The sequence below is a fragment of the Streptomyces endophyticus genome (assembly GCF_035798155.1).
GTDB classification, from domain to species: Bacteria; Actinomycetota; Actinomycetes; order Streptomycetales; family Streptomycetaceae; genus Streptomyces; species Streptomyces endophyticus.
On sequence record NZ_JAOZYC010000157.1, the window covers coordinates 22313 to 48211 of the forward strand.

Sequence of the window (25899 nt, forward strand, 5' to 3'; positions counted from 1 at the left end):
TCACCCGGCCCTTCTGATGTCACGGTGGTAGGCGGCGCCCTCGAACCGGGCACGCTGCTCGGGATCGCCCGCCGCGTCGACGACGGTCCACGCGAGCGCGCGGGCCGCTTCGAGCATCAGCTCGTACGCCGCGTCGGTGTCGGCGACGGCGGCGAACCCGTGGGAGTGGATGGGTACTTCGGCCCCGGGGATGCTCAGCCAGGGGTGCAGACTCGGGATGACCTGGCTGACATTGCCCATGTCGGTCGACCCGCCGCCGAGCCGGCCGCCGGACGTGGTGTCACGACCGAACGACTCCATCGCGGCCGTCCAGTACCCGGCCAACGCGTCGTCCTGGAGGAGCGGTTCGTACAGCGGCTCGGTCGCCTCGATCACCACCTCGGTGCCGCTCGCCAGGGCGGCCCCCTCGAAGCAGCGCCGCACGCGGGCGAGGAGCGCCTCGTACTCGGGCAGGGTGAACGCCCGGCACTCGAAGTCGACGACCGCGCGCTCCGGGATGATGTTGGTGGCCACGCCCGCCTCGGACACGAACAGGGCCACGCGATGGTCACCGGGGATCTGCTGACGCAGCAGCCCGATGGCGACCTGCGCGATGGTGGCACCGTCGGCCGCGTTCACACCCTGGTGGGGCGCGGCCGCGGCGTGCGCGGCACGCCCGGAGAACACCGCACGGTAGCGGCCGACCGCCTGCGCGGTCGTCCCCGCCGGGTTGTACGAGACACCGTCCTGCACCGGGTGCACCATCAGGGCCAGGCCCACACCGTCGAACGCGCCCGCCTCCAGGAGCAGCGACTTGCCGCCGCCGTGCTCCTCGGCCGGGGTGCCGATGGCCTTGAGCGTGATGCCAAGCTCGTCGGCGTACGGGGCCAGGGCCAGGGCCGCGGCCACCGACGCACCGGCGATGAGGTTGTGCCCGCAGGCATGGCCGACCTCGGGCAGCGCGTCGTACTCGACACACAGCGCCACGGTCAGATCGCCGCTGCCAGCGGTCGCGGTGAACGCGGTGGGCAGGCCGCCGGTGCCGTGCTCGACCGCGAGCCCGCCCTCGGCGAGCAGCGCCGTGATCGCCGCGGCGGCCCCGGTCTCCTCGAAGGAGAGCTCGGGACGGGCGTGCAGGCCGCGGGCGAGCGACAGCACCGGCCCCTCCCATTTCGAGACACCGGCCGAGGTGTCCTTCTTGAGTCGGTCGCCTTCGGCGACGGTGTGTGTCCGGCTCATGGAGGACTCCTCAGTAGCTCAGCGACGGGAACGGGGAACCGGCGGCGCGCGTGGGCGTCCACACGGCCTTGGTCTGGGTGTACTCGTCCAGCACGCCGGGGCCGGAGGACCGGCCGTGCCCGGAGTCACCGAAGCCACCGAAGGGCACGGCGACGTGGATCGTCTTGTACGAGTTGATCCAGAAGGTACCTGCCTTCACGGAGCGAGCCACATGGTGGGCCCTCTCGACGTCCTGGGTCCAGACCGCTCCGGCCAGCCCGAAGGTGGTGGCGTTGGCGCGCTCGATGGCCTCGGCCTCGGTGAAGAAGGAGTCGACCCCGACGACCGGACCGAACACCTCGGTGGTCTCCAGTACGTTGGCGGGGCTGACCCCGTCCAGGACGGTGGGCAGCACCCAACGCCCCTCCGCGAGCGCGGAGTTGGTGACCTGGGTGGGAAGGTTCACCGCCGTGGCCCGGCGGGCGCCGCCCGCGATGCCCGCCTCGACGAGCGAGGTGACCGTGGCGAACTGCGACTCGGTGATGATCGGGCCGACCTCGGTGTCCGGGTCGAGCGGATCGCCGACCCGCAGCCGGGCCGCCCGCTCCGCGACACGTGCCACGAACTCGGCGTGCACCGACCGCTCCACCAGCAGCCGCGAACCGGCCACACACGACTGCCCGGCCCCGGAGAAGATCGCGGACACCGCGCCGTCCGCCGCCCGGTCCAGGTCCGCGTCGGCGAACACGAGGTTGGCGCTCTTGCCGCCGAGCTCAAGGACCGTCGGAATGCCCGCGGCCGCCGCCGCGACGGCCACCCGCCGACCGGTGCCCACCGAGCCGATGAAGGACACCTTCCCGACCCGCTTGTCGCTGGTGAGGGTGGCACCGACCGTGGAACCCAGGCCGGTGGCGACGTTGAACACACCGTCCGGCAGACCGGCCTGGTGTGCCAGCTGAGCCAGGCGCACCGTGGAGGCGGGGGTGAACTCGCTGGGCTTGACGACGACCGCGTTGCCCGCGGCGAGCGGCGCTGCCGAGTTCCAGCCGCCGGTGAACAGCGGTGCGTTCCACGGTGTGATCGCCACGACGACACCCCACGGGACCCGCTCGGTGTACGTGTGCCAGTTGCCCGGCACCGGGATGGTGTGTCCCAGCAGTTTGTCCGCCCAGCCCGCGTAGTAGCCGAACATCTCGGCGACCTTGGCCGCCTCGCCGCGGGTGTCGCGGATCGGCTTGCCGGTGGTGGCGGACTCAAGCGTGGCCAGTTCCTCGACGTGCTCGGAGACGGTGCGCGAGACCTCGCGCAGGATCGCCGCCCGCTCGAAGGGGTCGGTGGCGGCCCACACTTCGGCCCCGCGGACCGCGCTCGCCAGGACGGCGTCGGCGCCCTCGGTGCCGGCGTCGGCGTAGTCGGCCACCCACTGAGAGGTGGCGGCGGACGTGAGGCGGACGGCCTCGCCGCGGCCGGCGACGACACGGCCGTCGACGAACGAGCCGAGGCCCTGCGGGAAGTGGGCGTCCAGGGCCGCGCGGGCGGTGGCGGCACCGGAGGTGGCCGGGCCGATCGGGAGAGTCGTGGTGTTCATGGTGCGTCGGTCCTTAACGCGTGAGGGTCGGTGCGACGGTACGGGCTATCTCGGAGAAGTCGGCGGCCGGGCCGAGGTCGGCCAGGGCCTCCTGCCACCGTTCGCTCGCGGCGGCCAGCAACCGAGGTGTCTCACCGCGCTGCTTCGCGGTCTCGACGGCCAGGGCGGCGTCGCGCGCCATCAGCCCGAGCGAGAACCCGGAGTCGTACGTGCCGCTGAGCACCCAGTCCGGGTACATGGCGGCGGACGCCTTGCTGGCACCGGACGCGCCACTGATGCCGGCGGCGGAGGCGGCCGGGTCGACGCCGTAGGACTTCGCGACGGCCAGGGCCTCGCCGACCGCCACCAGGTTGACCGCGGCCAGGATGTTGTTGAGCAGCTTGACCACGTTGCCCGAGCCGGGGCCGCCGAGGTGTCGGAACTGGCCGGCGGTGAGGGCCTCCAGGACGGGCCGCGCGGCATCGAGGGCGTCCGGCTCCGCGCCCACGAACGCGGTCAGCCGACCGGCGACGGCGCCGGTGCGCCCACCGGAGACGGGCGCGTCGACGAACGACACACCGTGATGCGCCGCTCGCGCCGCGCACGCGGCCGATGTGTCGGGCCGCGACGTCGTCGTGTCGACGACGGCCACGGTGCCCGGGCTCGCCAGCAGCACAGGCAGGCTCGCCTCGACGACCTGGGCCGACGGCAGGGACAGCACCACGTACGGCGTGCCGGCGAGCTGCTCCAGCGTGTCGACGGCGTCCACACCGGCTTCCCGGGCGGTGGCCCGCGCCGCGGGAGAGGGGTCGTACCCGCGAACCTGCCAGCCGCCGGCGACCAGGGCCGTGGCCATGGCACCGCCCATCGATCCGAGGCCGACGACGGCGATGTGCTTACTCATCTGTGCTCCTTGCGGGAGGGCGGGGGCGAAGAGGCGCGCGGCCCCCGTCGCTCGGGGTGTCAGTCGAGATAGATGTCCAGGTCCCGCCAGAGCTGCTGGGTGCGGCGGATCGCGGCGCGGCTGCGCTCGGGCCGCGCCTCCTGCATGCCGGCGAGCAGCCCGTAGACGACCGACGTGGCGGCGGTGACGGACTGGAAGAACGAGATGCCTTCGGACGGCACGATCAGCAGGTGGTCGGCGATGTCGGTGGCGAGCCGCCCACGGCGCATGTCGGTGATCGCGACGACGGTGGCTCCGGCCTCGTGGGCGGCCTCCGCGGCGGCGATGACCTGCTTCGTGGACCGCCACATGTTGACGACCAGCAGCACATCACCCGGACCGACGCTGTTCACGGCCGAGGCCAGGTGCACACCGGCGCGGTTCTCCAGCGTGATCGGATATCCCATGGTGGAGCCGAGGTGTGCCATCACGGTGGCGGGACCGGCGAAGGAGCCGACACCGACGACGAGGATCGACCGGGCCTCGGCGAGCGCCGCGATGGCGGCCTCGGCCTCCGCCGCGGAGTTGCTCTCGAGGGTCTGGCGCAGGTTCTCGACGTCGTGCGTCAGTGCGTCGTGCAGCGGGCTGCGGTGCTCACCGTGCTCGGTGAGCGTGTCCTCGGTGGAGATCTGCACCAGGTAGCGTGCCCGCAGCTCCCGCTGCAGGTCGGGCCAGCCCTGGTAGCCCAGGGTCTGCGCGGCCCGGACGACCGTGGAGCTGTTCACGTCCGCCCGCTCGGCGATCTGGGCGATCTCGGCGTACGAGGCGAGCTGCGGATTGCGCACGATGACATCGACGACGCGGGTCTGCGCCTTGGACAGGGGCACGTCGGGCAGGGCGTCGCCCAGCCAGTCGGCCTGGCCGGGGTTCCTGGGGGTGCGAGGTGAAGGCACGGGCGTTGCTTTCTGAGAGAACGAGCAATCTGCAAGTGCGATTGCATAAACGTACCTCGCAATTCCAGTTGCGGGAACCCCTGCCTGCGCCCGCCGTCCGCGCGACCTCAGGTGATAGAGATGGTCCTGCCGTGATCTTCACCGGAAGGAACCACCGTTGAGCTCCGACGCCGCCCCCGTGCTGCGGGCCGTGGAGGGACGCGCCGCGTACCTCACCCTGAACCGGCCCCGGGCCCTGAACTCGCTCACCCACGCCATGCTGCGGTCGATCGCGGAGGCACTCGACACCTGGGCGGGCGATCCCGCCGTCGGGACCGTCGTGCTCCAGGGCGCGGGGGAGCGGGGCCTGTGCGCGGGGGCCGACATCCGGCTCTTCCACGACGACGCGCGCAGCGGTGACCACCGTGCGTCGCAGGCCTTCCTGCGCGACGAGTACCGGCTCAACTCCCGTATCGCGCACTACCCGTTGCCCTACGTCGCCGTCATGGACGGCATCGTCATGGGCGGCGGCGTCGGGCTGTCCGCGCACGGCGGCATCCGTGTCGTCACCGAACGCTCGAAGGTCGCGATGCCCGAGGTCGGCATCGGCCTGGTCCCCGACGTCGGCGGCACGTACCTGTTCACGCGCGCGCCCGGACACCTCGGCACCCACCTCGCGCTCACGGGCATGGCGATCGGCGCGGCCGACGCGATGCTGTGCGGCCTCGCCGACCACTACGTACCGTCCGAGGCACTGCCCGGGCTGCTGCGCGAGCTGGCCGACGCGGAGCCGACCGAGGCCGTCGCACGCCACACGCAGCAGGCACCGCCCGGTGTCCTCGCCGAGCAGCGCGCATGGATCGACGAGTGCTACGCCGCGGACACGGTCGAGGAGATCGTCGAGCGGCTCTTCGCCACCGGCGATGTCGCCGCCAAGGAAGCCGCGGACCTGATCCTCTCCCGCTCGCCCATGGCCGTGAAGGCGACGCTGGAGTCCCTGCGCCGCGCGGCCCGCCTCGACTCGCTGGAGCAGGCCCTCGACCAGGAGTACCGGGTGATCTGCGCCGCCCTGGACACCCACGACCTGCCCGAGGGCATCCGCGCCCAGATCATCGACAAGGACCGCGACCCCCACTGGTCCCCGGAGACCCTGGCCGGGGTCGAGTCCGCCGACGTGGAGCGCTACTTCGCGCCACTGGGGGAGCGGGAACTGGGCCTCGGCTGACCGGTCGGACGGGGCCCGGGGCGGGCCTCAGGCGCCCTGCGCCAGCCGCCGGTGGAGCTCCTTCACGGCCGGCACCAGCTCGTCCACCGGCCCCTCGACCTTCACCGACGGGGCGACCTCCTGGACGGGCAGGGCGTTCACCGGGCCCTGGGGCCGCCCCCACTCGGCCAGCCACCCGGACAGCTGCGCCGAGGACGCCACGTACACGATCCGGTCGAGCCCGACCCAGGCATGGGCCGCCGAGCACATGGGGCAGTGCTCACCGGAGGTGTACACGGTGGCGGAGGCACGCTCCTCGGGGGTGAGGTGCTCGGCCGCCCAGCGCGCGAGCTCGAACTCGGGATGCCGCGTCGAGTCACCACCGGCGATCCGGTTGCGGTCCTCGGCACGGACCTTCCCCGCACCGTCCACGAGGACGGAGCCGAACGGCTCGTCACCGGCGTCCAACGCCTCGGCGGCCAGCTCCACACACCGGCGCAGATGGTCCAGTTCACGCTCTTCCACGGCGGCCTCTTTCACTCCGGGCAGGGACCTTTGTCGTAGCCATCCTGTCAGCGCGTCACGTGGTTCACATGACGCGGGCGACACCGACGTAGAAGCCGCTCAACTCCTCGGCGGGCGCGGGCCCGGACCTGTACCACCGGGTCGCGGTCACCAGGCCGGGATCCACCAGCTCCAGGCCCGCGAAGAACGGCTCGACCTCGGCCCGCGTCCGCATCCGCAGCGGGATCGCGCCCCTGCGGTAGGTGTCGGTCACCGACTTCACCAGATGCGGGTGCTCGTCGGTGGTGCCGTGCGACAGCACCAGGTAACTGCCCCGCGGTAGCGCGTCGACGAGCGTCCGGGTCAGGCCGTAGGGGTCCTCGTCGTCGCCGATGAAGTGCATCAACGCGATCATCGACAGGGCGACCGGGCGCGAGAAGTCCAGGAACGTACGGGCGTGGTCGAGGATGCCCTCGGGGCGGCGGACATCCGCCTCGATGTAGTCGGTGGCGCCCTCGGGACTGCTCACCAGCAGGGCCTCCGCGTGCCGCAGCACGATCGGATCGATGTCGGCGTACGCGACCCGGGCGGACGGCACGATGCCCTGCACGATCTGGTGGAGGTTGGGCTCGGTCGGGATGCCCGTGCCGATGTCGAGGAACTGGTCGACGCCGTTCCCGGCCAGCCAGGCGGCGGCGCGGTGCATGAACGCACGGTTGCGCAGGGCGTTGTGCCGCGCCTCCGGCGGCAGTTGCTCGCCCACCGCCCGGTCGACCGGGTAGTGGTCCTTGCCGCCGAGCAACCAGTCGTAGACACGGGCCGGGTGCGGTCTGCTCGTGTCGATGCGGTGCTCGGAGGGCTGTTCCGTCATGTCCGACTCCAGGTGTGTGCGAAGCGGGGCTGCGGGGTGCGGCGTCACTCACGCGGCGCCGGTCGGCGTCTTTGCCGGTACGGTCCCCGTGATCGGCGGCACCTCCGCCTCCGAAGCGCGCACCAGGCGCGGACCGTCCGGTCCGTACACCGCGCGCGGCTCCGGGAAGGCGAACAGCAGGGCGAGATAGACGACGGCCGCGAGGACCAGGCCGACCGGCAGGGAGATGTCGGTGCCGCCCGCGAGCGTGCCGAGCGGGCCGACGAACTGGCCCGGCAGATTCGTGAACAGCAGCGCCAGGCAGGCCGAGACCAGCCACGCCGTCAGACCGCGCCAGTTCCAGCCGTGCGTGAACCAGTAACGCCCGCCCCGCTGACGCCGGTTGAAGACCTGGAGCGCCTCCGCGTCGTACCAGCCGCGCCGGGTCACGTAGCCGAGCGCCATCACCACCATCCACGGCGCGGTGCACGTGATGATGAGGGTGGCGAACGTGGAGATTGACTGGGCGAGGTTCAGGGCGAACCGGCCGACGAAGATGAACGCGATCGACAGGGAACCGATGAACACCGTCGCCTGCACCCGGCCGAAGCGGGGGAACACGGACGAGAAGTCGAGGCCCGTGCCGTACAGCGCGGTCGTGCCCGTCGCCATCCCGCCGATCAGCGCGATCAGGCACAGCGGGAGGAAGTACCAGCCGGGGGAGATGGCCAGCAGCCCGCCGACGTAGTTCGGGGCCGCAGGGTCCAGGTACTTCTCCGCCTTCGCGGCGATCACCGACGCCGTGGCGAGGCCGAACACGAACGGCAGCAGCGTCGCGATCTGCGACAGGAACGCCGCACCCATGACCCGCCCGCGCGGCGTGGCCGCCGGAATGTAGCGCGACCAGTCACCGAGGAACGCGCCGAAGGACACCGGGTTGGACAGCACGATCAGCGCCGAGCCGATGAACGACGGCCAGAACATCGGCGTCGACGTGGAGGCGAACGCACCCGTGTAGCCGGGATCGAAGTCCCCGGCGAAGGCGAACACACCGAGCACGAACAGCGCGGAGGCGGCCAGCACCGCGATCTTGTTCACGAACAGCATGAACCGGAAGCCGTACACGCACACCGTCAGGACAAGACCCGCGAACACCGCGTACGCGACGCCGTACGAGACGTCCGACTCGGGCAGGCCCGCCAGCCGGTGCGCCGCGCCGATCAGCGCGTCGCCGGACGACCACACGGAGATCGAGAAGAACGCGATCGCCGTGAGCAGCGACAGGAACGAGCCGACGACGCGGCCGTGCACGCCGAGGTGCGCGGACGAGGAGACCGCGTTGTTCGTGCCGTTGGCCGGGCCGAACACGGACATCGGCGCCAGTAGCAGCGCGCCCGCCACCAGGCCCAGGACCGTCGCGGCGAGCCCCTGCCAGAAGGACAGGCCGAACAGGATCGGGAACGCGCCCAGCACACACGTGGCGAAGGTGTTGGCGCCGCCGAAGGCGAGACGGAACAGGTCGAGGGGACCGGCCGTGCGGTCCGCGTCGGGAATCCGCTCGACACCGTGGGCCTCAACTTCGGTGAGACCGGGGGACGTTGTGGCCTCGGGTGTCGCGTCGACCATGCGTAACCGCCTTATGGATCTTGCCGGACTTCATCGGGGAGACGGTATCCGTGTCTGCTCGGCGGCGCGGGGGCCGGGTCCCGACCCGGCGGCCCCCAGCACCAGCACCTGAATCGCCAGCACCGCCCCGCCGCGCGCCCAGTCGTGGAAGTCGGAGACCTTCGTCTCCAGATTGACCGGGTCGGCCGCCGGATGGCGGTTCGCGCGGATCGCCTCCTCGATCACGGGCGCCGCCACATCGACGAGACCGACCCCCTCCCCGGCGAGCAGGATCTTCTGCGGCATCGCGAAGTTCGCGATCTGCGCGACGAGGGTGCCCAGCGCGCGGGCCGCCTCGTCGACCACCCGGGCCGGGAGCGGCTCGCCCTCGACGGCGCGCGCGAGGATCTCCTCGTACGTGGCGTCCTCGCCCGTGGTGGCCCGCACTTGGCGGCGGATGCTGGGGATCGTCAGGAGGGAGACGGCGCTGCCGCGCCGGCCGTCGGCGGAGAGCGGGCCGCTGGGGTCGACGATCCAGAAGCGGCCCACGCCGCGCCCGTCCTCGGCGGTCTGCACCCGCCGGCCACCGCTGACCAGCCCGTACCCGAGCCCCGCGCCGATCGTGAGCACGGCGAACCGGTCCAGACCCCGGCCCGCCCCGAACCAGCTCTCGGCCTCGACGAGCGCGCTCACATCGTTCTCGACGACCACGGGCAGCCCGGTGCGCTCGCGCACGAGCCGCCCGAGCGGCACGTCCCGCCAGCCGAGGAACGCCGACTCGTCGACGACGGAGCGGTCCTGCGCGCGGCCGCCGAGTCCGATCCCGATCCCGCACAGCGAGGGAAAGTCCCGGGCGAACGCATCGGTCAACTCACCGATGGCCGCGACGACTTCAGCCGGTTCGCGGCTCGCGAGCGGCGCGTCGCGGCAGGTCACGATGTCGCTCCTGAGCGTGGTGACGACACCGTAGACCGTGTCCTCGGTGATCTTGAATCCGGCGAAGGCGCGGGACTCCGCCACGATGTCCAGCGGCCGGGACGGCCGGCCCTGACGGGACTCCGAGCGCGCCGGGCCCTCCGGCGCCTCGACCAGCAATCCGGACTCGGTCAGCGGCTTGGTCAGCCGGGTGAGACTGCCCGCGGACAGGTCCAGGCGCCGCGCGAGTTCACTGCGCGACAACGGCCCACTGGTGAGCACCTCCAACGCCACGGCGCGCTCGCCCGAACTGAGCGGCACCCAGGTGTCCGCCTGCGCGTTCATCGCCAACTCCTCTCCCCATTCCTTCTATTACGAAAGGAATGACGTCACCCTAAGTCGCTGCGACCCCGTTCAGGTAGTCGCTGCACGCATCTTGACGGTTCGAAAGTTCTGCCGCGAAAGTAACGAAGCCGAGGACGAGGCCGAACCCCAGACGAGGGAGTCCCCGATGACTGTCGCCTCCAGCAGCCCGCCGAGACACCTGCCGCTCGCCGACAGTGCCCCGCGCCAGAAGCCCAAACGCCCCCTCGGGGACGGTGCGATCGCCGCACTCTTCATCGCCCCGGCCATGCTCGGCTTCGCCGTCTTCCTGCTGTGGCCCACCCTGCGCGGCATCTGGCTCAGCTTCACCCGCTTCAACCTCCTCACACCACCGCAGTGGGTCGGCCTCGCCAACTACGAGCGCATGGTCAACGACCCCATCTTCTGGGACTCGTTGAAGGTCACCATCGAGTACGTCGTCATCAACATCGGCGTACAGACGGTGTCGGCGCTCGCCATCGCCGTCCTGCTGCACCGGCTCACCCAGTCCTCCCTCCTGCGCGGCATCGTCCTCACGCCGTACCTGATGTCCAACGTCGTCGCGGGCATCGTCTGGCTCTGGATGCTCGACACCCAGCTCGGCATCGGCAACGAGATCATCGCCGCCATCGGCCTCGACCGCATCCCGTTCCTCGCCGACGAGACCTGGGCCATCCCCACCATCGCCCTCATCAACGTGTGGCGGCACGTCGGCTACACCGCCCTGCTCCTCTTCGCGGGACTCCAGGCGATACCCCACGACATGTACGAAGCGGCGCGCGTCGACGGGGCGAGCGAGTGGCGGATGTTCACCCGCATCACCATGCCGCTGCTGCGGCCGGTCCTCGCGGTCGTCCTCATCATGACCGTGATCGGCTCCTTCCAGGTCTTCGACACCGTCGCCGTGACCACGGCCGGAGGCCCCGCCAACGCCACCAACGTCCTGCAGTTCTACATCTACGGCTCGGCGTTCGGCCGCTTCCAGTTCGGCTACGCCTCCGCGATGTCCGTGGCCCTCCTGGTCGTCCTCAGCGCGATCACCATCGTCCAGTACCGGATCACCCGGGCCGGACACACCGACCTCGGCTGAAGAGAGGAGCACCGACATGGCCACCACCGCACTCGCGGGCCCGCGCACCGTACGGCCGAAGCGCCGCCGCATCTCCTTCGGGCGCGCCGTCGCCTGGACCGCGATGGGCGCGATCGTGCTCGTCACCCTGCTGCCGTTCTACTGGGTGCTGCGCACCGCGCTCTCCTCCAACCCGGGCGTCGCCGCCGACCCGACCTCCGTGCTCCCCGTCGACCCGACGGGCGGCGGCTTCGAGCGGGCGCTGGGCCTGCAGTCGACGAAGGAGGCCGTCGCCCAGGGCGGCGCCGGCGGCGGGCTCGACTTCTGGCGCTACCTGCTCAACTCGATCGGCGTCTCGACGCTGATCACCGTCTGCCAGATCCTGTTCTCCGCCATGGCCGCCTACGCGTTCGCGCGGCTCAACTGGCGGGGCCGCAACACCGTGTTCGCCCTGTTCCTCGGCGGACTCATGGTGCCGACCATCTTCACGCTGCTGCCCAACTTCGTCCTCGTGAAGGAACTCGGACTCATCGACTCCCTCCTCGGGATCGCGCTGCCCACGATGTTCATGACACCGTTCGCCGTCTTCTTCCTCCGCCAGTTCTTCATGAACATCCCGCTCGAGGTCGAGGAGGCCGCGCTCCTGGACGGCGCCGGACGCATCCGGATCTTCTTCCGGGTACTGCTGCCCATGGCGTCCACCCCCGTCATCACCCTCGCCGTCCTGACGTACATCACCTCCTGGAACGACTACTTCTGGCCGCTGATGGTGTCGTACAGCGACAGCTCCCGCGTCCTCACCGTCGCCCTCGCGATGTTCCGCGCACAGACCCCGCAGACCGGCTTCGACTGGTCCGGGCTCATGGCGGCGACCCTCATCGCGGCCCTCCCGATGCTGCTGCTCTTCGGGGTGTTCGCGCGCCGGATCGTCAGCTCCATCAGCTTCACCGGACTCAAGTAGGAGGCACCGGATGCGATTTCGTACGCTCGTCGCGCTGACCGGAGCGCTGGCGCTGTCGCTGACCGGGTGCGCGGGAAGCGACCCGGCAGCCCGCTCGTCGAGCACCGTCACGTACTGGCTGTGGGACGCCAACCAGCTGCCCGCCTACGAGGCCTGCGCCAAGGACTTCGAGAGACAGAACCGCGGCCTGGACGTGAAGTTCACCCAGATCGGCTGGGAGGACTACTGGACCAAGCTCACCGCGAGCTTCATCTCCGGCACCGAGCCGGACGTCTTCACCAACCACATCCAGAAGTTCGGCCAGTTCGCCGACCTGGAGGTGCTCGAACCCCTCGACGACCTCGGCATCAAGGACACGGACTACCAGCCGGGCCTCGCCGCGAACTGGGCCGCCCAGGACGGCCACCAGTACGGCGCGCCGAAAGACTGGGACACCGTCTCGCTCTTCTACAACAAGAAGATGCTCGACGCCGCCGACCTGTCCGCCGACGACCTCGACGCGCTGAACTGGAACCCCAAGGACGGCGGCACCTTCGAGAAGGCCATCGCCCATCTCACCGTCGACAGGAACGGCAAACGCGGCGACGAACCCGGCTTTGACAAGCACCAGGTCAAGACCTACGGCCTCGCCACCAACGGGGCAGGGGACGGCGACGGCCAGACCCAGTGGAGCCCGTTCACCGGCTCGGCCGGCTGGTCCTACACCGACAAGAAGCGGTGGGGCGAGGAGTACCGGTACGGCGACAAGACCTTCCAGTCCGTCATCGAGTGGTACTTCGGCCTCGCGAAAAAGGGCTACATGGCCCCCTTCACCGACTGGAACGGCAGCCTGAACCAGGCCAACGCCCAGTTCGCCGCAGGCCACGCAGCCACCGCCTTCGACGGCGCCTGGATGCTCTCCACCTACGCCGGGTTCAAGGGCATCGACTTCGGCACCGTCCGCAACCCCACAGGACCCACCGGCAAGCGCGCCACCATGATGAACGGCCTCGCCGACTCCGTCACCAAGGGCGCCCGCAACAAGACGGGCGCCAAGAAATGGGTGACGTACCTGGCCTCCGACGCCTGCCAGAAGACGGTCGGCAGGTACGGCATCGTCTTCCCCGCGACCCCCTCGGGGACCGACACGGCCGTCGCCGCCTACAAGAAGAAGGGCATCGACACCTCGGCCTTCACCACCCCGGTCGACGACCGGCGGCACTACCGCACCTTCCCCTTCCCGATCACCAACTACGCCGCCGACGTGTACGCCCTCATGCACCCTGCGATGCAGGACGTCTTCGGCAACGGGGCGCCCGCGAGCCGCCTCGACGACACCAACGACCAGATCAACCTCCTGCTCGACCAGTGACCCCCGAAGCACGTACCGAAAGGCATGCGCACATGACGTTCACCCTCGGCATCGTCGGCGCCGGACAGTTCGCCGGCGGCTTCGCCAAGCTGTTCCTCGCCCACCCCGGCGTCGACGCCGTCCACGTCACCGACCTGCTGCCGGAGCGAGCGGAGCAACTGGCCGCGAAAGAGGGCCTCGCCGGAACCTTCCCCTCGTACGAGGCGATGCTGGAGTCTCCCGACATCGACGCGGTCGCCATCTTCACCCAGCGCTGGACCCACGGCCCGCTCGTCCTCCAGGGCCTCGACGCCGGCAAACACGTCTACTCGGCCGTCCCGATGGCGATCACACGGGACGAGATCGCGGCGATCATCGACGTGGTCCGCCGCACCGGCCTCACCTACATGATGGGCGAGACCAGCGAGTACAACCCGGCCACCGTGCACGCCCGCAACCAGATCGCCGACGGCGCCTTCGGACGGCTCTTCTACGCGGAGGGCGACTACGTCCACGACATGGACCTCGGCTTCTACGAGGCGTACCAGTACAGCGGCGGCGAACGCTGGAAGGAGACCGCCAGTTACCCGCCGCTGCTCTACCCGACGCACGCGGTCGGCGGAGTGCTCGGTGCCTGGCGGACCCACGCGGTGAGTGTCTCGGCGATCGGTGTGAAGGACGAGCGCGGCGACGGCGTCTTCGACACCGAGGTCAGCCAGTTCGGCAACGACATCTCGAATGCCACCGCCCTGTTCGAGGTCGCCGGCGGCGGCTCGTTCCGCACGAACGAGTTCCGGCGGGTCGGCTACCCCTCGCACATCAGGGAGTCACGCTTCCGGTTCTTCGGCACGGACGCCAGCATGGAGCAGCTCGCCACGGTCAGCTTCTGGCAGGACAAGAAGGGCGTGCAGGAGATCACCGAACTCCTCGAACCGAAGCCGTCGTTGAGCCCGGACGACCCGTCGCTCGAGAAGATCGCGCCCGCCCTGCGCGCCGCGTTCACCTCCGGCTCGGCCCCCGTCCACGACCGCTCCCGGCTGCCCCGCGTCTACGACGACATGCCCAACGGCCACGAGGGCAGCCACCACTTCCTGGTGGACGACTTCGTGACCGCGGTCAACACCCGCACCCTGCCGTCGGTGAACGCGTGGGTGGCCGCGCGCTACACACTGCCGGGCATCGTCGCCCACGACTCGGCGCGCCAGGGCGGAACGCGCCTGGAGATCCCGGACTTCGGGGACGCGCCGGAGGCCTGAGGAGGACCGGCCAGGGTGTCAGCCCCGCCCGAGGACGCAGAAGTCGTGCCCCTCGGGGTCGGTGAGACACGTCCACGGGACGTCGCCCTGGCCGAGGTCGATGTCGGTGGCGCCGAGGGTCTTCAGGCGGGTGACCTCCGCCTCCTTGTCGTCACCGGCGTACGGCAGCAGATCGAGGTGGACGCGGTCCTCCACGGTCTTGCCGTCGGCCGAACGAAGGAACTCAAGATACGGCCCCACGCCCTGAGAGGAACGCAACGCCGCCCGATCATCAGCCACTTCGTGCACCGTCCAGTCCGTGGCCCCGCCCCAGAACCGGGCCATGGCCCGCGGGTCCGCGCAGTCGACCACCACGGCGGCGATCGGCCCGGTGTCCCGGTAGACCTCCCGGGGCTCAAGGACGCAGAACTCATTGCCCTCCGGGTCGGCGAGCACCGTCCAGGGCACCTCGCCCTGACCGACGTCGGCGGGAGTCGCGCCGAGCTTCTTCAACCGCGCGACCGTCTCCGCCTGATGAGCGGGGGAGGTGGCCGCGAGATCGATGTGCACACGGTTCTTCGTCGCCGTCTTGGCGTGCGCAACGGTGACCACGTCGATGCACACGGCACTCGCGTCCGGCCACACGAAGCCGCCGCCGGGCTCCACATTGGTCACACCGGGCGCCTCGCTGGACACACCCCAGCCGAGCGCCTGCGCCCAGAACCGCCCGACGAGGGCGTCGTCGACCGCCTTGATGTTTACCTGAACAGGTCTCAGTGCCATGCGGGCGACCCTATGCAGCCGTCACCGCCACCGCAGCCGGTTGCCCGTCGTGTTGCGGGCGAGGAACAGGGTGAGATACGCCTGGCCGGCCATGGCGCCGATGCGGTGCTCGCGTCCGTAATAGGTGTTCTCCGCGTCGGCGCCGTACGTGCGGCCGTCCGCGAAGCGGGACATGAGGGTCAACTGGTCCTGGTTGTGCAGCCGTTCCCACTTGGCGGCGGCCGGGTCGATGCCGGTGTCCTGGCCGGTGAGGGAGACGAGCAGGTCGAAGTTGCCGAAGTAGAAGGGGAAGTGGGTGCCCCAGTCGTTGCCCTCGGGGTAGTAGATCTCCGGCGAGTTCGCACGGTAGATGGGGCTGGTGCCGCCGTCGGGCAGCGCGAACGGCTTCTCGACGAGCGCCGCGTACGTCCGGTCGATGTTGTGCAGCGCGGCACGTGGGGCGGCCCGGTTCGCGAGGCCGAACACGAAGCCCTGGTAGAGGCTCTGGTCGAAGGCGACCATGTACAGCGGGTGCAGGCGGGCGTGGTTCTGCAGGGTGCCGTCGTCGGCGATGTTCGTGCCCCGGAGCCAGCTCGACAGCCGGATGCCGTTGATCGTCTCGTCGCTCGTGAGGTCCGCGGGGCAGGCCGCGGCGGCCAGCAGCAGCTCGATGTTGCGGCGGGTCCAGCGGGCGTGGTGGGGGTGGCCGGGCATCATCACCGCGGCGAGGGAGAGCGCGGCGGCACTCCAGTTCTCCTCCTCGGCCTTGCTGTCGCCGGGGGAGACGACGGTGCCGTCGGTGCGGGTCATGTAGAGCTGGTGGCCGCTGGTGCCGACGAGGAAGATGTCATTCCCCGTGGTCAGCCGGTCGGCCTCCCAGATCAGCATGGCCGCCACCTGGCCGCGATCGGTGGCGTCGAGCGCGTCCCACATCAGCCATCCGGCGAGCGCCGTGTAGTACGCCCACAGCGCGGTCTGCCAGTCGCCGCCCCAACGCGTGGCGGCGTCGGTGTTGTTGGCCCGGTGGCGGGCGGCGAGGGTGCGGATCAGGTTCCGGGTCCGGATGGTGGCGTTGGCGGCGGACAGCGTCCGCTCGTCGTAGGTGCGGGTGGTCAGCGCGGTGGCGGCGGCCACGGCGGCCATCGCGGGCAGCCGCACGGCGCGCTCGTCGGTGCCCTTCAGGTCGATGTACCCGTCGGGCAGGTACCGCGTGTAGGTCGCCGCGTACCAGGGGCCGATGAGATAGCGGGAACTCCCGGCGAGGATCTCCTTGACCCGCCTGCCGGCGGCGTCCGCTCCGGGGTACGTCCCCAGATTTCGCCAGTCGATGGGCACGACATCGTTGTCGACGGCCTCGGCGGGACCGGTGCCCGCGAAAGCGGCAGCGGCCCCGATCGCGCCGGCGGCACCCAGGAATCTTCGGCGGGACGGCAGGGGAAGCGACGGCACAAGGACACTCCTGTCTGGGACGACTCAGGGCGGCTCAGGGCGACTCAGGACGGGTCTTCAGCTCGGCCGATCCTGGCAGCGCCACCGGGGCGGCACAAGGGTCTACACCACTTGCGCTGTGCTCAGGCGGTTACCTGGACGGTCGCCCGATCGGGAGACCGGCCCGGGAGGCCGGCTCGCGGCCGGTGCGCCAGGGAGCGGCGCAGGACCGCGCCTCGGTATGCGTGGAGTGGTAAGGAGGGGGTAGGTGCGCCGCCGAGGCGCTGCGAGAGGAATCGGCACCTCGTCGGCCGAAGGGACGGTTATGGGGCAGGCTCGGGTTCGGTTCCCTGTGCGCTGGGAGGACGGAGGTGTCCTGGTCGTACAGGTCGTGGGCCGGTTCGACGCCGATGCCGCGGCGGAGCTGGGCGCACTGATGGGGCGCCTGGACGCCACGGGCCAGTCAGGCCTGGTGGTGGACTTCCAGGACGCCGAACACTGCGGGGCCGACGGAGCACGCCGGTTCGTCGAAGCGGGCCTGGACATGACGGCGGGCGGCGGCGCGCTGGCCGTCGTGGCGGACGCCGCCCAGCAGACCGTGCTGCGCGCCGCGGGGGTGGACCGCCTGCCCCTTGGCGTGCACGACGATGTCGCCGCGGCCCTCGAAGAGGTTTCCGGCCGGCCGGCCGACACGCTGGGGGACCGGGACGCGGACGCGGGATCGGACTCCGCGCTGCGATAGCCCTGCGGCCCGAAGCGCACCGGCATGCAAGGGCGTCCAGCACAGTGGTGCCATGACGAACTCCGGCGCCCGGTTCATCCCCGGCATCGAACTGTCCAGGGCCCTGTACGAAGAGGCGGTACGGCCGATCCTTCGGGAGGCGTTCCCCGGACTGCGCCACGCGGCCGCCCGCATCGGCAGCGGATCCGAAGTGCTGGGCTTCGACACACCACGGTCCGCGGACCACGAATGGGGTCCACGGCTGGAACTCTTCCTGACACCCGAGGACCGGGCCGAGCATGGCGCACGCATCCACGATGTCCTGGCACAGCGGCTGCCCAAGCACGTACGGGGCTGGCCCACGCACTTCCAGGAGAGCGGGAACCCGCTGGACCCGGTCGGCCACATGCAAGCCACCGACGGCCCGGTCAACCACCGCGTCGACATCCACACGCCGGACGACTGGGCGGCCGATCGCCTCGGCCTGAACTCCGCCACCGCGGAACCGAGCGTGAGCGCATGGCGTGCCAGTGGCAGCGCATCTCCCAGGAAGAGGCGTTCGTGGGGCGCTGCGCGGAGAGCGGCGACGACATCGGATCGGCCGTCGTGGCAGGCCGCCTCGTGCGCGACCTGATGCGCCTGTGCCTGCTCCTGGACCGACGCTACGTTCCGTCCACCAAGTGGCTGGGGAGCTCCTTCGGCCGGCTGTCGGTGGCGGGCCCGCTCACCCCGTCGCTGCGCGGCGCGCTCGCGGCCACGGATCACCCCACCCGGGAAGCGCACTTGTGCGACGCCTACGAGACCGTGGCCATGCTGCAGAACGCGACCGGCCTTGCCGCCCCACTGGACCCGACTCGACGGCCCTACCACTCCCGCCCCTTCCTGGTGCTGCACGCCGACCGCTTCGCCCAGGCGCTGGCCGGCACCCTCACACACCCGGCCCTGCGTGAACTGCCTCTGGTGGGAGGCGTGGACCAGTGGGCGGACAGCACCGACCTGCTCCACCAGTCCCGTGCCGTGCGCGCCGCGGTGCACGCGATCCGGTGAGCCGACCGGTGTGCGAGGCCGACCGGAAACCGCACAGGAGCGGCGTGAACTGGCCCTGACGAACCCTGGGATGGCCGGGCACCATGGTCCGGTGGTCGGACGGGAGGGCCGTCGTGAGCGCGAGGGTGCGTGACGTGGTGCGGGACGTGGTCGCCGAGGTGGCGCCGGACGAGGTCCTGCTGCTGGACAAACTGGCGAACCTGGACGAAGGCCGGGTGACCCGCCTGTTCGCGCGGACCGTCGAGGACGGTGAACCGTACGAATGCGGCCACGTGGACGTCACCGCGCCCGTCACCCCGGTGGTGTGGCTGGCACTGGACGAGGCCGCCCGCAGCACCACCTGCCGGACCGCCGACCGTCGCACCGCCCGCCGGAAGCCACTTCTGCGCCACCTGTTCCGCCGCCCGGCCCGGCCCGCTCCCGAACTCCGCTGCCTCTCCGCGGCCCAACTCGATGCCGTACGCCACCTGGTGCACGCCCACGCGCATTCGGCGCGGCTCGGCGAGGACGCCGCGCAGGCCCTCGCGGACTCGGTGGTCTCGCGACTGGCACTGGAACTGACCGATGCGAGCTGAGGCCACCACTGCACCACAGGCGGCTCTGGGCGGGTTCGCCCGCATGTGACCCCGCCCCGCTGGGCGCGTTGACGACCGCCCCGGGGAGATCCCGTGAAGCCCAGGAATGCCCCCGCCGCTTCCGGGCACATGCGTCCTACACCTAACTGGGTGGCCGAGCCGATCCGGCCACCGCACAGGGAAAGGACCCACGTCGTCTTGACGTCTCAAGCCGCGCGTACAGCCGAGGAGTTCTCCGGCCCCGGAGCCGGCACCCGTGACCCACGCCGCTTCCTGTGGCGACTGACCGCGGCCACCGGCGGCGGCATGTTCATCGACGGGTTCGTGTTCGCCTCCGTCGCCTCCGCGCTGGCCGGCAGCGCGATGTCCCGCGAGATCGGCGTCACCCTCACCTGGGCCACCCTGATCTCGTCGTCGACGCTCGTCGGCACCTTCTTCGGCGGCCTCTTCCTCGGCTATCTGACCGACCGGGTCGGCCGCCGCCCGATGTTCACGATCGACCTGTCGGTGTTCCTCGCCAGCGCGGTGCTCATGCTGTTCGTGACCGCCCCCTGGCAGGTCATGGTCCTCGGCCTGGTGATGGGGCTCGCGGTGGGCGCCGACTACTCGATCGGCTCCCCGCTCCTCGCCGAATTCGCGCCACGCGCGCGGCGCGGCAACTACCTCGGTGTCCTGGAGATCCTGTGGAACGTCGGCTACGTGGTGGCGTACCTCATCGGGTACCTGATCAACAGCCACTGGCCTTCCGCCTGGAACATCACGCTCGCCGCGAGCGCCGTACCCGCGGTGATCTGCCTGATGCTGCGCCACGGACTGCCCGAGTCCCCGCGCTGGCTGATGTCAAAGGGCCGCCGTGAGGAGGCACTTGAGGTCCTGACCCAGTCCTTCGGCGCCACCGGGACACGTACCCCCGACGCCGACACGGCCGACATCCACGCCGAGCGGGCCGAGGACACGCGCTACTCGATGCTCTTCTCCCCGGACTACCTTCTGCGCACCGTCTTCGTGTGCACGTTCTGGATATGCATCGTGCTGCCGTACTTCGCCCTGACGTTCTTTCAGCCGACCGTCCTCACCGCGATCGGCATGGGCAGGTCGGCGCTGGCCGGGGCGCTGCTCGGGACGATCATCGCGCTGGCCGGAGCCGTCACCGGCTGGTTCCTGGTCGACAGGGTGGGCCGCCGCAAGATCCTGATCTGGCCGATGTTCGGCTGCGCGCTCGCCCTCTTCCTGGTCGCCCTCGGCCACCGGCTGCCGCTGTGGGCGGGCACCGCCTGCTTCTTCGGCTACCTCTTCTCGTACGGGATCATGAGCATCCTGCCGGGCGTCTACCCCGAAGAGGTCTTCCCCACCGCGATCCGCACCTCGGGCGTCGGCCTCGCCTCCGCCGCGAGCAGGATCGGCGCGGCCATCGGCACCTTCCTGCTGCCCCTCGGCCTGGAACACCTCGGCCTGGGCTGGTGCATGGCCGGCATGGGCGTGGTCTCCCTCATCGGAGGTGTGACCGCGCTCGCCTGGGCCCCGGAGACGAACGGCCGCCTGCTCACGGACACCGGCCACCGCACCCAGCGCGGCCGCCGCCTCGTCGCGCCCGCACCCGCGCCGGCGGGGCAGGGGTAGGCGTCAGGACCGCGTGAGGGTGTACGAGAGCTGGTAGTTGGCGCCGTCCTTGGTGAAGTTCAGGATGCCGCTGCCGTCCTCGGACAGCGTGTGCGAGCCCAGAAAGTCACTGCCGTCGCCCGGGAGACCATCGGCCTCGTGAAGCGTGATGGTGACCTCGTCCTCGAACGCGTGGTACTCGTCGATGGCGTACTTCTGGCCACCGCTCATGCTCGGGAGCAGGATGTTCTGGCCGTTCACGGCGAGCTTGGGGTCGTCGTGGCGGAGCCAGTCCTCGGTCTCGATGCACTTGAGCGTCTTCAGGTGGAGATTGGCCATGGTGTTGCTCCCCGTTCTGGCGATCGGTCTCGCGTCGGCTGGTCGGCCGTACCCCCGCAGGTAAGCATCGTGAACTGCGGGCCTTCTTGCCGGGCGCGGGGTCGATACGCAATCTTCACGAGTGCGGCACGGGTTCTGGGGCCGGGAGTTGGGAGTGGGCGGGCTCGTGTGTTCGTATGTGGCGGTGATTGAGAACGGCCCTTCCGAACCCGAAGACCAGACCCCGACCGTAGAAGAATGGGACACCCCCTCGGACCGCAAGGCCCGCAGGGCGCGTCGACGTGAGGCGCGCAAAGTACTGCGTTCCCCCGCTCGTACGGCAGCGAAGGTGACGGCGACCCTCGTCGTGGTGCTCGCGTTCCTCGCGCTGGGCGACCGGTGGACCGTGCTCTACGCGGAGAACATGGCGGCGAAGAAGGTCCAGGAGGCGTTGAAGCTGCACGCCCAACCCGAGGTGCACATCGACAGCTTCCCCTTCCTGGGGCAGGTCCTCATGGGCAACATCGACCATGTGGAGGTCAACGTGCCCCACGTGCCCGCGGGACCGGTCTCGGTCGCGCAGGTGAAGGGCTCGGTCGACGACATCCGGATCGTCGGAAGCGTCCCGTCCTCCGTCAAGGGCGCGGTGCTGAGCAAGGTGCGCGGCGACGTACTCCTCGACTTCGACGACCTCAACCGCGAAGTCGGCGCCTCCCAGGTCAAGTTGGCCCCCGGAAAGCAGCGGAACACGGTGCAGCTCAAGGGCGGTCTGCCGGTGGCAGGCAAGCAGGCCAGGATCGAGGGCCGTGCGCACCTGGAACGGACCGGAGAGCACGGTCTGGCCCTGTCGGTGGAGGACACTCGCATCGTGGTGCCGGGACTGCTGACGTACACGCCGGGCCAGGGCGGTGGTCTGCAACTGACGGCTCCCGTGGTCAGCAGGATGGACCAGCGTGAGGCCGAGCAGGCGACAGGACAGCCGCTCCGGCCGGGCCGGCTCCTGCGGGGCGGCGCTCTGGACGCGCTGGCCGAACACCCTGAGCTGCTCAAGCCCGCGGGCGTCGATCCGTCGCTGATCGAAGGCCTGCAGAAGCTGCAAGAGCCGAAGGTCGCGAAGAAGATGGAGTTCGCCGCACAGCTGCCCAAGGACCTGCCGGGCGACCTGCGGCTGCGCGACGTCGCCGTCACGGACGACGGCATCCGCGCTCAACTGTCCGGCAGGGATGTCCCGTTGGGGACCTGACGGATCAGGGACGGGTGCTCCAGCGGGGTGCGGTACTCGCCCAAGCGGCGTCCCATTGCGCGAGGTTGTGCCGCTGGATGAGCCGACTGGTCGCGGCGTGGACCGCGAGGCCGGTGAGGGGGACGGCGAGGAAGGCGAGGAGCGCCCAGCCCATGGTGTGGTTGCGGATCTGTTCCGTACTCGAAGGGGGCCGGGTGAGCCTGCCCTCGGTGTCGGTCCAGACCAGGACGGTACGGCCGGCCGGCAGCCCGGGTGCGACATCGGCTTTCCCGGTGCGTGTGTGGCCGTGCGGGTCGGTGTAGCGGACGGGGACCGGGTAGCGGGCCTCCTTCGCCTCGTCCGATCCCGGTTCGGGGTGACGCGGGGCGTCGTGGGTGAGAGTGGCGGGGCGCTGGGTACGGGTGAGCGCCTCGTGTTGGGCGGTGCTCTGGTAGTGGCGGTGGGCCCTGTCGCCGGCGGCGAACAGCGCGGCCGGCGCGGTGGCCAGTACGGCGAGGGCCAGGGCGAGGGTGATCCAGGCGTGCAGGCGGTCGCTGGGCCGCCGGAGCGGGGTGCGCCGCCACCGCCACAGCAGGACGTGGAGGCGGCGGCGGTGTGCGGCTCGGGGGTCGGTGGGTGGTGGCTGGGCCGGGGGATTCCCGCCGGTCATGGTGGTGCCTCCTTCCTGGTGGCGGGAGCAGCCGCGCGAGCACGTCCGGGCGCTCTTGGCTGGTGTGCCGGGCCGGGGTAGCGGATTAGCGCGGCCGGTCTGGTGGGTGGGTGTGTGCGGTGGCGGGGTGGGTGTGTGCGGCCTTGAGGAGTTGTGCGGCGCCGCGGACGGCGGCGGTGTGGGGCGCGGGGACGGGACGCAGCGGCACGTGCAGCCGGTCGGCGAGACGGTAGGTGATGTCGGGGTGCAGGGCACCGCCGCCGGCCAGCAGAGGGCCCCGGGCCATGGCGTCGGTGGTCAGGGAAGTGCGGTCCTGGCGCAGCATCGAGGCGGTCATGTCGGCGAGGGCCTCGCCGATCCGTGCGGGCCCGGTCGTCCGGTCGCGGGTGTCTTCGGTGCCCAGCGCGGTACGGCGTGCGTCGTGGACGGCGCCGTCGGCGAGGAGGACCACCTCGGTGAGATGGGCGCCGATGTCGATGACGATCAGCGGCCGGGACAGGTCGGAGCCCGCGGCGTGGGCGATGGCGCGGGCAGTGGGGATGGTCAGCACGCTGCGCGGACGCAACGCCTGGACGGCCGCGTGGGCCTGGGACCGGTAGGCGAGTCCGTCCAGGACCGGTGTGGCCACCACGATCAGCGGGCGGGCGAAGCGGGGCAGCCGGTGGGCGAGGAGCCGCTGGAGCATCCGTGCGGTGCCGGGCGCATCGATGATGGTGCCGCGCTGGATGGGATGGATGGCTCCGGCACCGGGGAACGTCACGGTCGGCACGTCGAGGATCAGCCCCCGTCCGGAGATCCAGGCGCGGGTGCGTGCACTGCCCATGTCGAGGGCGATGCCGTGGTGTTGCCGGAGCCAGGACCGGTGACTGAGGAGAGTCATGGGCCGGCCTCCGGTACGTGTGGGCAGCGAGCGCAGTAGCGGGCCTGCGGCACGATCATCAGGCGGTCGCGGTCGATGGTGCGACGGCAGCGGTGGCAGTGTCCGTAGCGGCCCTCAGCGATGCGGTCGAGGGCGGCCTCCACATCGGTGAGGACCATACGGGCGCAGGCCGCGAGCGTGTGGTCGACCTGTGTGCGGGCGGGGGAGTGCTGCTGGAGGGGCCGACCGGTACGGGAGGCCGCAGCGGCGAGCCGGCGCAGTTGGTCCTCGCGGAAACGCCGCTGTTCCTGGAGGTTGTCCCGCAGGGCTGCGAGGTCCTGGAGCGACAGCCGCGCGGTGTGGTCGCTGATGGTCTGATGGTTCACCACTTCACCCCTTGGGACAGGGCGGGAGGGACAGGAGCCGACGGGAGGGAGAGGGGCGGCGGGTCAGGTGGCGGTACGGCGTCGGCAGGTGACGCAGTACTGGGTGTAGGGGAGGATTTCGAGGCGTTCTTCGGGAACGGGGGTGTGACAGCTCCGGCAGGTGCCGTACGTGCCGTCTTTGACGCGGGCCAGGGCGGCATCGATGTCCTGCAACGTCTGCTCGATCGCGGTCTTCTGCGTGGACATCAGCTGCTCGTCGGTGTGGCCGTCCGCGGCGAGGGCGTGGAGCTGGGTGAGGCTGGTGGTGCGGGCGTGTTCGAGACGCCGGCGGGTTTCGTGAGAGGCGGGCCGCTCGGGGCGGGGTTCGGTGCGGGATGCGTCGAGTGACACGGTGCAGGGGTCCTTTCACGGCCGGGGATGTGCGGGAATGCCGCGTGCCGGGCCGTCGGGGCCCGGTCACCTTCCACCCTGGCCGGGACGCCGGAACAAACCCATCGGGCGCGGGCCCCATTTCCCCGGGACACGGGCTCCATCTGCCGCCCGGCGGTGCACCCGTGACGGAGGGGATGGGGAGACCGCACCCCGGAATGTGGGGCCTGGACCCCATCGCCGTACGGGCCCGGGCCGGGGGATGCTGGTGGGTGCTCGGTCGTCGGCCAGGACCGCGGTTCCCACCCAGGGCGCGCGATGACCGACAGTAGAGCCGTATGCGGTCGGTGTGTTGTTGAGGGAGGGGTTTCGCGGTGTTGCTGTTCTGGCGGGTGTTCGGGCTCAATACGGTGGTGCTGGGCCTGGCCACGGCTCTGTTGTTGTGGGCCCCGGTGACCGTCTCGGTGCCGATTCTGCTGACGGAGGCCGTCGTCCTGGTGGTGGGCATGGGGGTCATGCTGATCACCAACGGTGCTCTGCTGCGGTGGGGGCTGGCGCCGTTGGCCCGTCTGACCGCTCTGATGGCGACGGTCGACCTGTTGCGTCCCGGTCAGCGGCTTCCGGTGGCGGGCAGCGGCGAGGTTTCCGGGCTGATCCGTGGTTTCAACGCGATGCTGGAGCGGTTGGAGGCCGAGCGGGCGGCGAGCAGTGCGCGTGTGCTGCTGGCGCAGGAGGCGGAACGGCGTCGGATCGCGCAGGAGCTGCACGACGAGGTCGGTCAGAGCATGACCGCGATCCTCCTGGTGTTGGGGCGCGCCGCGGACGACGCAGACGGACCGCTGCGGGAGGAGCTGTACCAGGCGCAGGAGATCACCCGGGGGAGCCTGGACGAGGTACGGCGCCTGGTGCGGCGCCTGCGCCCCGGTGTCCTGGACGACCTCGGCCTGGTCAGCGCGCTGACCTCGCTCACGAACGACTTCTCCGCTCATACCGGGTTGCGGGTGGTGCGCCGGTTCGATGCCGGTCTGACGGTGCTGGACGACGAGGGGGAGCTGGTGTTGTACCGGGTGGCGCAGGAGAGTCTGACCAATGCCGCCCGCCACGCGGATGCCGAGCGCCTCGAAGTGGCCCTGGAGGACACCGGCGGCGCGGTGACACTGACCGTCACCGACGACGGCCGGGGTATCGAGACGGTGTGTGAGGGCGCCGGCATCCGAGGCATGCGTGAGCGGGCCCTGCTGATCGGCGCCGACCTCGACATCACGTCCACGCCGGGGGCCGGCACCCGCGTCCGGCTCACCGCCCCCCTTTCCAGGAAGCAGCTGTGA

At 70.8% G+C, this 25899-nt stretch carries 27 protein-coding genes; 12 read left to right on the forward strand and 15 right to left on the reverse strand.

From position 1 onward, the window contains the following. The 4 genes from OKJ99_RS31755 to OKJ99_RS31770 are packed head-to-tail and all read right to left on the reverse strand — an operon-like array spanning position 1 to position 4600. Entirely contained in the window at positions 1-1218 is a 1218-nt protein-coding gene (locus OKJ99_RS31755; protein ID WP_326021412.1) for a M20 family metallopeptidase, read from the reverse strand. Positions 1219-1228: 10 nt separating this feature from the next. Beyond that, positions 1229-2785: an aldehyde dehydrogenase family protein gene (locus tag OKJ99_RS31760; RefSeq protein WP_326021413.1), complete on the reverse strand. Its 1557-nt coding sequence runs from the start codon at positions 2783-2785 to the stop codon at positions 1229-1231. 13 nt (positions 2786-2798) lie between these two features. Beyond that, complete coding sequence (locus OKJ99_RS31765; protein WP_326021414.1) at positions 2799-3668, reverse strand: NAD(P)-dependent oxidoreductase; 870 nt, start codon at positions 3666-3668, stop codon at positions 2799-2801. Between the two features lie 59 nt (positions 3669-3727). Next, complete coding sequence (locus OKJ99_RS31770) at positions 3728-4600, reverse strand: MurR/RpiR family transcriptional regulator (RefSeq protein WP_326021415.1); 873 nt, start codon at positions 4598-4600, stop codon at positions 3728-3730. 157 nt (positions 4601-4757) lie between these two features. Here OKJ99_RS31770 and OKJ99_RS31775 point away from each other — a divergent pair, with 157 nt between their 5' ends. Beyond that, positions 4758-5804: an enoyl-CoA hydratase/isomerase family protein gene (locus OKJ99_RS31775; protein ID WP_326021416.1), complete on the forward strand. Its 1047-nt coding sequence runs from the start codon at positions 4758-4760 to the stop codon at positions 5802-5804. 27 nt (positions 5805-5831) lie between these two features. On the opposite strand, the gene OKJ99_RS31780 is transcribed toward OKJ99_RS31775, so the two are convergent. The 4 genes from OKJ99_RS31780 to OKJ99_RS31795 form a co-directional block, all read right to left on the reverse strand. Further along, positions 5832-6308 (reverse strand): nucleoside deaminase, encoded by a 477-nt coding sequence (locus OKJ99_RS31780; RefSeq protein ID WP_326021417.1) that lies wholly within the window; start codon positions 6306-6308, stop codon positions 5832-5834. 64 nt (positions 6309-6372) lie between these two features. Next, on the reverse strand, positions 6373-7158 hold the full coding sequence (locus tag OKJ99_RS31785) for an SAM-dependent methyltransferase (protein ID WP_326021418.1): 786 nt from the start codon (positions 7156-7158) through the stop codon (positions 6373-6375). Positions 7159-7206: 48 nt separating this feature from the next. Then, a complete protein-coding gene (locus tag OKJ99_RS31790; RefSeq protein ID WP_326021419.1) occupies positions 7207-8763 on the reverse strand; it encodes a purine-cytosine permease family protein in 1557 nt (518 codons plus the stop codon). A gap of 30 nt (positions 8764-8793) precedes the next feature. Then, on the reverse strand, positions 8794-10002 hold the full coding sequence (locus OKJ99_RS31795) for an ROK family transcriptional regulator (protein WP_326021420.1): 1209 nt from the start codon (positions 10000-10002) through the stop codon (positions 8794-8796). A 166-nt stretch (positions 10003-10168) separates the two neighbouring features. On the opposite strand from OKJ99_RS31795, the gene OKJ99_RS31800 reads away from it, so the two are divergent. From OKJ99_RS31800 to OKJ99_RS31815, 4 genes are read left to right on the forward strand one after another with little or no spacing between them, the layout of a single operon-like run. Then, a complete protein-coding gene (locus OKJ99_RS31800; protein WP_326021421.1) occupies positions 10169-11110 on the forward strand; it encodes a carbohydrate ABC transporter permease in 942 nt (313 codons plus the stop codon). A 16-nt stretch (positions 11111-11126) separates the two neighbouring features. Then, positions 11127-12050 (forward strand): carbohydrate ABC transporter permease, encoded by a 924-nt coding sequence (locus OKJ99_RS31805; RefSeq protein ID WP_326021422.1) that lies wholly within the window; start codon positions 11127-11129, stop codon positions 12048-12050. A 10-nt stretch (positions 12051-12060) separates the two neighbouring features. After that, positions 12061-13401 (forward strand): ABC transporter substrate-binding protein, encoded by a 1341-nt coding sequence (locus tag OKJ99_RS31810; protein ID WP_326021423.1) that lies wholly within the window; start codon positions 12061-12063, stop codon positions 13399-13401. 32 nt (positions 13402-13433) lie between these two features. Next, positions 13434-14636, forward strand: coding sequence for a Gfo/Idh/MocA family protein (locus tag OKJ99_RS31815; protein ID WP_326021424.1), 1203 nt, complete (start codon positions 13434-13436; stop codon positions 14634-14636). Positions 14637-14654: 18 nt separating this feature from the next. On the opposite strand, the gene OKJ99_RS31820 is transcribed toward OKJ99_RS31815, so the two are convergent. After that, positions 14655-15398 (reverse strand): VOC family protein, encoded by a 744-nt coding sequence (locus OKJ99_RS31820; protein ID WP_326021426.1) that lies wholly within the window; start codon positions 15396-15398, stop codon positions 14655-14657. 21 nt (positions 15399-15419) lie between these two features. After that, complete coding sequence (locus OKJ99_RS31825) at positions 15420-16826, reverse strand: twin-arginine translocation signal domain-containing protein (protein WP_326021427.1); 1407 nt, start codon at positions 16824-16826, stop codon at positions 15420-15422. A 304-nt stretch (positions 16827-17130) separates the two neighbouring features. Here OKJ99_RS31825 and OKJ99_RS31830 point away from each other — a divergent pair, with 304 nt between their 5' ends. The 5 genes from OKJ99_RS31830 to OKJ99_RS31845 all read left to right on the forward strand — a co-directional run bounded on the left by OKJ99_RS31830 (position 17131) and on the right by OKJ99_RS31845 (position 20768). After that, a complete protein-coding gene (locus OKJ99_RS31830) occupies positions 17131-17547 on the forward strand; it encodes an STAS domain-containing protein (protein ID WP_326021428.1) in 417 nt (138 codons plus the stop codon). Positions 17548-17599: 52 nt separating this feature from the next. Then, positions 17600-18160: a hypothetical protein gene (locus OKJ99_RS43815; protein WP_407700808.1), complete on the forward strand. Its 561-nt coding sequence runs from the start codon at positions 17600-17602 to the stop codon at positions 18158-18160. Further along, positions 18046-18573, forward strand: a complete 528-nt coding sequence (locus tag OKJ99_RS43820; RefSeq protein ID WP_407700809.1) for a DUF4037 domain-containing protein — start codon at positions 18046-18048, stop codon at positions 18571-18573. The genes OKJ99_RS43815 and OKJ99_RS43820 overlap by 115 nt, the downstream gene beginning before the upstream one ends. Positions 18574-18686: 113 nt before the next feature. Further along, positions 18687-19148 (forward strand): hypothetical protein, encoded by a 462-nt coding sequence (locus OKJ99_RS31840; RefSeq protein WP_326021429.1) that lies wholly within the window; start codon positions 18687-18689, stop codon positions 19146-19148. A gap of 198 nt (positions 19149-19346) precedes the next feature. Then, positions 19347-20768, forward strand: coding sequence for an MFS transporter (locus OKJ99_RS31845; RefSeq protein ID WP_326021430.1), 1422 nt, complete (start codon positions 19347-19349; stop codon positions 20766-20768). A gap of 3 nt (positions 20769-20771) precedes the next feature. Here the strand turns inward: OKJ99_RS31845 and OKJ99_RS31850 are convergent, their stop codons facing one another. After that, positions 20772-21086 (reverse strand): hypothetical protein, encoded by a 315-nt coding sequence (locus OKJ99_RS31850; protein WP_326021431.1) that lies wholly within the window; start codon positions 21084-21086, stop codon positions 20772-20774. Between the two features lie 328 nt (positions 21087-21414). Here OKJ99_RS31850 and OKJ99_RS31855 point away from each other — a divergent pair, with 328 nt between their 5' ends. Continuing rightward, complete coding sequence (locus tag OKJ99_RS31855) at positions 21415-22308, forward strand: LmeA family phospholipid-binding protein (RefSeq protein ID WP_326021432.1); 894 nt, start codon at positions 21415-21417, stop codon at positions 22306-22308. Positions 22309-22312: 4 nt separating this feature from the next. Here the strand turns inward: OKJ99_RS31855 and OKJ99_RS31860 are convergent, their stop codons facing one another. The 4 genes from OKJ99_RS31860 to OKJ99_RS31875 form a co-directional block, all read right to left on the reverse strand. Further along, positions 22313-22957 (reverse strand): Rv1733c family protein, encoded by a 645-nt coding sequence (locus OKJ99_RS31860; RefSeq protein ID WP_326021433.1) that lies wholly within the window; start codon positions 22955-22957, stop codon positions 22313-22315. A gap of 85 nt (positions 22958-23042) precedes the next feature. Beyond that, positions 23043-23837, reverse strand: a complete 795-nt coding sequence (locus OKJ99_RS31865) for a rod shape-determining protein (protein WP_326021434.1) — start codon at positions 23835-23837, stop codon at positions 23043-23045. Further along, on the reverse strand, positions 23834-24205 hold the full coding sequence (locus tag OKJ99_RS31870) for a TraR/DksA family transcriptional regulator (protein ID WP_326021436.1): 372 nt from the start codon (positions 24203-24205) through the stop codon (positions 23834-23836). Before OKJ99_RS31870 ends, OKJ99_RS31865 begins: the two co-directional genes overlap by 4 nt. 60 nt (positions 24206-24265) lie before the next feature. Continuing rightward, positions 24266-24592: a TraR/DksA family transcriptional regulator gene (locus OKJ99_RS31875; RefSeq protein ID WP_326021437.1), complete on the reverse strand. Its 327-nt coding sequence runs from the start codon at positions 24590-24592 to the stop codon at positions 24266-24268. 353 nt (positions 24593-24945) lie between these two features. Here OKJ99_RS31875 and OKJ99_RS31880 point away from each other — a divergent pair, with 353 nt between their 5' ends. Further along, a complete protein-coding gene (locus OKJ99_RS31880; protein ID WP_326021439.1) occupies positions 24946-25899 on the forward strand; it encodes a sensor histidine kinase in 954 nt (317 codons plus the stop codon).